General features: G+C 62.2%; 5 protein-coding genes and 3 pseudogenes. 4 read left to right on the forward strand and 4 right to left on the reverse strand.

Annotated features, from left to right (window positions below; translation table 11 throughout):
* Positions 1–729: 729 nt before the first annotated feature.
* Together BLU63_RS33950 and BLU63_RS33955 are read left to right on the forward strand one after the other, a co-directional pair.
* A pseudogene (locus tag BLU63_RS33950) lies at positions 730–876 on the forward strand (HAMP domain-containing protein); the annotation flags it as partial.
* A gap of 102 nt (positions 877–978) precedes the next feature.
* Positions 979–1734, forward strand: a complete 756-nt coding sequence (locus tag BLU63_RS33955; RefSeq protein ID WP_370654464.1) for a methyl-accepting chemotaxis protein — start codon at positions 979–981, stop codon at positions 1732–1734.
* 127 nt (positions 1735–1861) lie between these two features.
* On the opposite strand, the gene BLU63_RS32610 is transcribed toward BLU63_RS33955, so the two are convergent.
* The 4 genes from BLU63_RS32610 to BLU63_RS32625 are packed head-to-tail and all read right to left on the reverse strand — an operon-like array spanning position 1862 to position 4457.
* Entirely contained in the window at positions 1862–3175 is a 1314-nt protein-coding gene (locus tag BLU63_RS32610; protein ID WP_083377230.1) for a sensor histidine kinase, read from the reverse strand.
* Positions 3172–3840, reverse strand: a complete 669-nt coding sequence (locus BLU63_RS32615; RefSeq protein ID WP_010458558.1) for a response regulator transcription factor — start codon at positions 3838–3840, stop codon at positions 3172–3174. Before BLU63_RS32615 ends, BLU63_RS32610 begins: the two co-directional genes overlap by 4 nt.
* Before the next feature lie 3 nt (positions 3841–3843).
* Positions 3844–4149 carry a PepSY domain-containing protein gene (locus BLU63_RS32620; RefSeq protein WP_010458557.1) on the reverse strand — a complete coding sequence of 102 codons (306 nt, stop codon included), beginning with the start codon at positions 4147–4149 and terminating at the stop codon, positions 3844–3846.
* Complete coding sequence (locus tag BLU63_RS32625) at positions 4149–4457, reverse strand: PepSY domain-containing protein (RefSeq protein WP_010458554.1); 309 nt, start codon at positions 4455–4457, stop codon at positions 4149–4151. Before BLU63_RS32625 ends, BLU63_RS32620 begins: the two co-directional genes overlap by 1 nt.
* A gap of 271 nt (positions 4458–4728) precedes the next feature.
* Between BLU63_RS32625 and BLU63_RS32630 the strand changes: the two are divergent.
* Together BLU63_RS32630 and BLU63_RS32635 are read left to right on the forward strand one after the other, a co-directional pair.
* Positions 4729–5807: pseudogene (locus tag BLU63_RS32630) on the forward strand (patatin-like phospholipase family protein).
* Between the two features lie 84 nt (positions 5808–5891).
* Positions 5892–6000, forward strand: a pseudogene (locus BLU63_RS32635) (6-pyruvoyl trahydropterin synthase family protein); the annotation flags it as partial.

Consider the following 6000-nt stretch of genomic DNA (forward strand, 5'->3'; position numbering starts at 1 on the left):
GATCTGTTCGCTGGCCAGGCTGAACTGGGCAGCAACGACAAGGGCCGTTTTGCCCTGTATTGGTCGCAACCTGTGCCTGGCAAAGTGACCTCCATGGCGCTGCCGGAAAGCGACATGGCCGACACCAAGGCCGGTCCCAGCGGCGAGCCGGCCAACGCCTGGTTCACCTGCCCGCGCACCACGCTCAAACCGTGCGTGATCGAACCGTATTTCTATGTGATCGACGGCCAGCAAGTGCTGATGACCAGCATCGTGTTCCCGCTGATGGTCAACGGCAAAGTCATCGCTTCGCTGTCGGTGGACATCAACCTCAACAGCTTGCAGGCCATGAGTCAGGGCGCGAGCAAAAAGCTCTACGACGGCCAGACCCGCGTCAGCATCATCAGCCCGGTCGGCTTACTCGCCGGTTACAGCGCGGACGCCAGCAAACTCAGCCAGCGCCTGGACACCGTGGACACGTCCGACGGCACCGAGCTGATTCGCATGCTCGCGGCCAGCAGCACCACCGAAAGCCTGCACAGCAACCAGCAACTGAAAGTGCTGTCGCCGTTCCAGCCGATTCCCGACGGGAAATCCTGGGGCGTGTTGCTCGACGTGCCGGAAAAAGTCCTGGTCGGCCCCGCCGAAACCCTGAAAAACCAACTCGATGACAGCAACCGCAGCGGCACCCTGATTGAGCTCGGCCTCGGTGTACTGGCCGCGCTGATTGGCTTGCTGCTGGTGTGGCTGATGGCGCGCAGCGTGACCAGACCGATCCTCGGCGTGGCGCACATGCTCGAAGACATCGCCAGCGGCGAAGGCGACCTGACCCGACGCCTGGCTTACGACAAGCAGGACGAACTGGGCCAGTTGGCTGGCTGGTTCAACCGCTTCCTCGACAAGCTGCAACCGATCATCGCCGAAGTGAAACGCTCGGTGCAGGACGCCCGCAGCACCGCGGATCAATCCTCCGCCATCGCCACGCAGACCAGCGCCGGCATGGAGCAGCAATACCGTCAGGTCGATCAGGTCGCCACCGCCTCCCACGAAATGAGCGCCACCGCCCAGGACGTCGCCCGCAGTGCCGCGCAAGCCGCCCAGGCCGCGAAGGATGCCGACCAAGCGACTCGCCGCGGCCTGACCGTCATCGACCAGACCACCACCAGCATCGGCAACCTCGCCGCCGACATGAGCGCGGCCATGGTGCAAGTGGAAGGCCTGGCGGCCAACAGCGAGAAAATCGGTTCGGTGCTGGAAGTGATCCGCGCCATTGCCGAACAGACCAATCTGCTGGCCCTCAACGCCGCGATCGAAGCGGCCCGCGCCGGTGAGGCCGGACGAGGTTTTGCGGTGGTCGCCGATGAAGTGCGCAACCTGGCGCGACGCACCCAGGAGTCGGTTGAAGAAACCCGCGTTGTGATCGAGCAATTGCAGTGCGGCACGCAGGACGTGGTTGGCTCGATGAACAACAGCCATCGCCAGGCGCAAGGCAGCGTCGAGCAAGTGGGCCAAGCGGTGACAGCGCTGCGCCAGATCGGCGAGGCGGTGACGGTGATCAGCGACATGAACCTGCAGATTGCGTCTGCGGCCGAAGAGCAGAGCGCGGTGGCCGAGGAGATCAACAGCAACGTGGCGACGATTCGCGATGTGACGGAGTCGCTGTCGGGACAGGCGAATGAATCGGCGCGGGTGAGTCAGTCACTCAATAGCCTGGCGAATCAGCAGCAGAGTCTGATGGATCAGTTTCGCGTTTAACGCCGTTATCGCGTCCACTGAAGATCAAGATGTGGGAGCGAGCCTGCTCGCGATAGCGGTTTGTCAGCCAACAGAGATGTCGACTGACACACCGCTTTCGCGAGCAAGCTCGCTCCTACAGGGATACTCAGCGTTTGGGGAGTTTGATCAGCACTTTCAGGCCGCCCCACTCGCTTTCCTCCAACCGCATCACCGCGCCCCACGTGTCGACGATGTCGCGCACAATCCCAAGCCCCAACCCATGCCCATCCGTCTGTTCATCCAGCCGTGTCCCCCGGTTCAGCACCTGATCGCGCTGCGCCTCGGGAATCCCCGGCCCATCATCTTCCACGCTTAATTCAAACCCTTGCGCCGTCTCGACCACGCTCAACCGAACCTCGGCATCCGCCCATTTGCAGGCGTTATCCAAGAGATTGCCTAGCAGTTCGAGCAAATCCTCGCGATCCCACGGCAGCTGCAAACCGGTTGGTGCGCGGTAGCTCAGGTTCAGGTGTTCGCCGTGAATCATGTTCAACGTCGCCAACAACCCCGGCAGTTCCCCATCGCAATCAAACAGCGCTCCCGGCAACGCATCGCCGGACAAGCGGGCGCGATTGAGTTCGCGACTGAGCCGCTGCTGGACCTGTTCCAGTTGAGCCTTGAGGAGTTTGCGCAGTTCGGGATAAGCGTCGAGCTTCTCGCTGGAAGCTACGCTCAGCAACACCGCCAACGGCGTTTTCAACGCATGCCCAAGGTTGCCCAGGGCATTGCGTGAACGTTTAAGGCTGTCTTCGGTGTGAGCCAGCAAATGGTTGATCTGCGCCACCAGCGGCTCCAGTTCCACCGGCACCTGGTCATCGAGTTGCGAGCGCTGGCCCTGCTGCAACTGGGCGATTTGCTCACGGGCCTTTTCCAGTGGGCGCAAGGCGCGGCGCACGGTAATCCGTTGCAGCAGCAGAATCAGCAGCAACCCCGCCAGCCCGAGGCCCAGGCCGACTTGTTGCATGCGCCGAAAACTCTCGCGCACGGGCGTGTAGTCCTGCGCCACACTGATCGAAATCGATTGCCCGAGCCGGCGATAGTCCGAACGCAGCACCAGCAATTGCTGACCTTCCGGCCCCAGTTGCAGGTTGCTGTGCAGGCCGGGATGGTCGAGTGGCGGCAGTTCCTGATCCCACAACGAGCGGGAACGCCAATGCTTGTCGGCGAAATCGATACGGAAGTAGTGCCCGGAAAACGGCCGTTGATAGGCCGGCGACAGGTGCCGCTCATCCAGTTGCAACCCCGCCGGCCCGCGCACCAGCGCCACCAGCAGGTTTTCACTGTCGTTGCGCAAACCGTCTTCGAGGTAGCGCTGCAGCCCCTTTTCGAACAACCACAGGCTGGTTTGCGCCAGCACCAGGCCGACGACCACCATCACGCTGATCAGCCCCAGACTCAAGCGGCGCTGAATCGACCTCACTGGGCTTGTCCGCCGAACAGGTAACCCTGGCCGCGACGGGTTTCGATCACACTTTTCCCAAGCTTGCGCCGCAGGTGGTTGACGTGGACTTCGAGCACGTTGGAATCGCGCTCGGTTTCACCGTCGTAGAGGTGTTCGGCGAGGTGGCTTTTGGAAAGGATCTGCTCGGGGTGCAGCATGAAATAGCGCAACAGGCGAAACTCGGAGGCCGTCAGCTGGATATCGGCACCGTCACGCGTGACGCACTGACGACCTTCATCCAGGTGCAGCCCCGCCGATTTGAGCGTCGGCTGGTTGGCCTGACCGTGGGAGCGTCGCAATAACGCCTGGACCCGCAGGTGCAGCTCTTCGGGGTGGAACGGTTTGGTCAGGTAATCGTCGGCACCGGCCTTGAGGCCTTCGATGCGCTCGGCCCAGGAACCGCGTGCCGTGAGGATCAGCACCGGCGTGACCAGACCACCGGCCCGCCATTGCGCCAGCACCTCAAGCCCCGGCAAACCCGGCAGGCCCAGGTCGAGGATGATCAGGTCATACGGCTCGCTGCTGCCCTGATACACCGCGTCGCGGCCATCGGCCAGCCAGTCCACGGCATACCCCTGCCGGTTGAGGCCGGCCATCAATTCGTCGGCCAGCGGCACGTGGTCTTCCACCAGAAGCAAACGCATCGATCAATCTTCCTTGTCTTTCAGTAACTGGCCAGTGGTGGCGTCGAGGTCCAGTTCACGAACCACCCCTTCGGTGGTCAGCAACTCGACTTCGTAAATGTAGACGTCGTGTTTTTCTTCAAGCTCGGCTTCAAGCAGTTTGGAGCCGGGGTAGCGGTCCAACGCCTGTTTTAATAATTGCTCAAGCGGCAGGATCACGCCTTGCTGGCGCAAGCGCAGGGCTTCGTCCTGATCGAGGTCGCGGGCCATGACGACTGAGCAGAACGCCAGCAGCACCAGCGCCATGCGTGAAAATGAACACACCTTCATTACGTATCCTGATGATCCTTGAGAACCTGGCCGCTGACAGCGTCTAATTCCAGATCCCACTCAATGCCCTGTGGGTCGCGCAGCTCAACCTGGTAAATGTACTTGCCGTACTCTTCTTCCAGCTCGGTTTCGGTGATTTTGGCACCGGGATGTTTGGCCAGAGCGGTGGCGTTGAGCTTCTCGAAAGACACAATGGTACCAGCGTCGCGTAATCGCAGGGCTTCATCGGGGCCTAAATCACGGGCGTGGGCGAGGCTGGCGGTCAGGGTAAGGATGGACGCGGTGAACAGGGCAGTCAGGGTTTTCATGGGTGTCTCCGTATTTTTTATGTGTTGCCTACGAGGAGCACCTTAGCGGGCTGAACTTAACTGAAACTGAATTGCCATCATTGGAGCAACCCATAAACCCTGGGCGAACACCGACCCTGTGGGCGCGAGCCTGCTCGCGATAGCGTCATGTCAGTCGACATCTTTAATGCCTGACAGACCGCAATCGCGAGCAGGCTCACGCCCACAGTGAGGATTGGTGGCGTTGCCTGAGCTGTTTATAATCCCCCGCTTGCCCGACATCGAGACCGGTATGACCGCCATCCACATCAAGTTCCCTTCCCTGACCCTCAAGGCCGGCCCGAGGGCCTTGGCACGCATCCGTGAAAACGGTTTGAGCGCCGCCGATGTCGGCACGTTGCCGGGGGCCGCCGGGGGGCCGAAAGCGTTGGGGATTCAAGGTCTGGACCTGGCGTTGTTTGGCGAATGGCTGCCGGCCGCACCGCGCGAGCGTGCGTTGATCGGAGCGTCCGGTGGGCTCCTGGCGCTTCGCCAGCGCCTGTCTGCCGGACGCCGCCGAAGGCATCCGGCGCCTCGGTCACCTCTACACCGAGCAGAACTTCGACAAGGGCGTGACCATGGCGCAGATCAGCCAGAGCTCCCGGCGCATGCTCGATGAACTGCTCGACGGTCGCGATGCGTCGATTCTGGACAACGCCCACTACCGCCTGAACATCATGGTGGTCAAAAGCCACGGCTTGCTCGCGGACGATCATCGCGGTCGTCTCGGGCTGGGCCTGTCGTCGGTGATCGCCGACAACCTGCGGGGGCGCGCACGGCTGTCGCGGCATTTCGAACGGCTGATCATCCACGACCCGCGCCTGGCGCCGCCGGTCAATGCACTCAACGACTTCCCGTCACGCTTCGTCGCGCTGAATGCCGGCAACCTGCGTCAGGCGCTGCTTGCGTCGGGCTCGATCCCGATGGTGATGGAAGGCGGCGTGACCTGCCGGGCGCAGGCGCGGGGACGTTTCGCGATGGCGGCCTGCTCGACTATCACCTCGACCTGCCCTACAGCGGCAACGACATCGTGCTCTATCCGCATTTCACCGACCGAGTCATTCCCGGCTGGTTCGACAAGACCCTGCCGTGGCGCCGAGCCTGCCCGGCGCGGTTGCAGGATGTCCTGCTGCTGGCCCATCGAAGGACTACCTGGCGCGCCTGCCCTACGGCAAGCTGCCGGACCGCAACGACTTCAAGCGCTTCATGGGCGATGCCCCGAGCCGGCAGAAATACTGGCGTACAACGATGGACGCGAGCCGTCGCCTGGGTGACGAGTTTCTCGAACTGGCCGCCAATGGTCGCCTCGGCGAGCGCTTGCTGACCCTTTAGTCAGTGTTTTGCCCGGCGCTCTGGTAAACTCGCCGCCTGCCCACATCGCCGCGGCGATCGCCACCTGACAGAGCTGAAATCACTGTGGAAATCTTCAAAGAGTTTACGTTCGAATCCGCCCACCGCCTGCCTCACGTACCGGAAGGCCACAAATGCGCCGTTTGCACGGCCACTCGTTCAAAGTGGCGATCCA

Origin of the sequence: Pseudomonas mandelii, assembly GCF_900106065.1 — a bacterium.
GTDB lineage: Bacteria > Pseudomonadota > Gammaproteobacteria > Pseudomonadales > Pseudomonadaceae > Aquipseudomonas > Aquipseudomonas mandelii.

What these genes read in the sequence shown, in the direction of transcription:
- BLU63_RS32620 (WP_010458557.1), bottom strand. Translation starts at nt 4,149, where the DNA reads ATGAAGGTGTGTTCATTTTCACGCATGGCGCTGGTGCTGCTGGCGTTC.
- BLU63_RS32625 (WP_010458554.1), bottom strand. Translation starts at nt 4,457, where the DNA reads ATGAAAACCCTGACTGCCCTGTTCACCGCGTCCATCCTTACCCTGACC.
- BLU63_RS33955 (WP_370654464.1), top strand. Translation starts at nt 979, where the DNA reads ATGGAGCAGCAATACCGTCAGGTCGATCAGGTCGCCACCGCCTCCCAC.
- BLU63_RS32615 (WP_010458558.1), bottom strand. Translation starts at nt 3,840, where the DNA reads ATGCGTTTGCTTCTGGTGGAAGACCACGTGCCGCTGGCCGACGAATTG.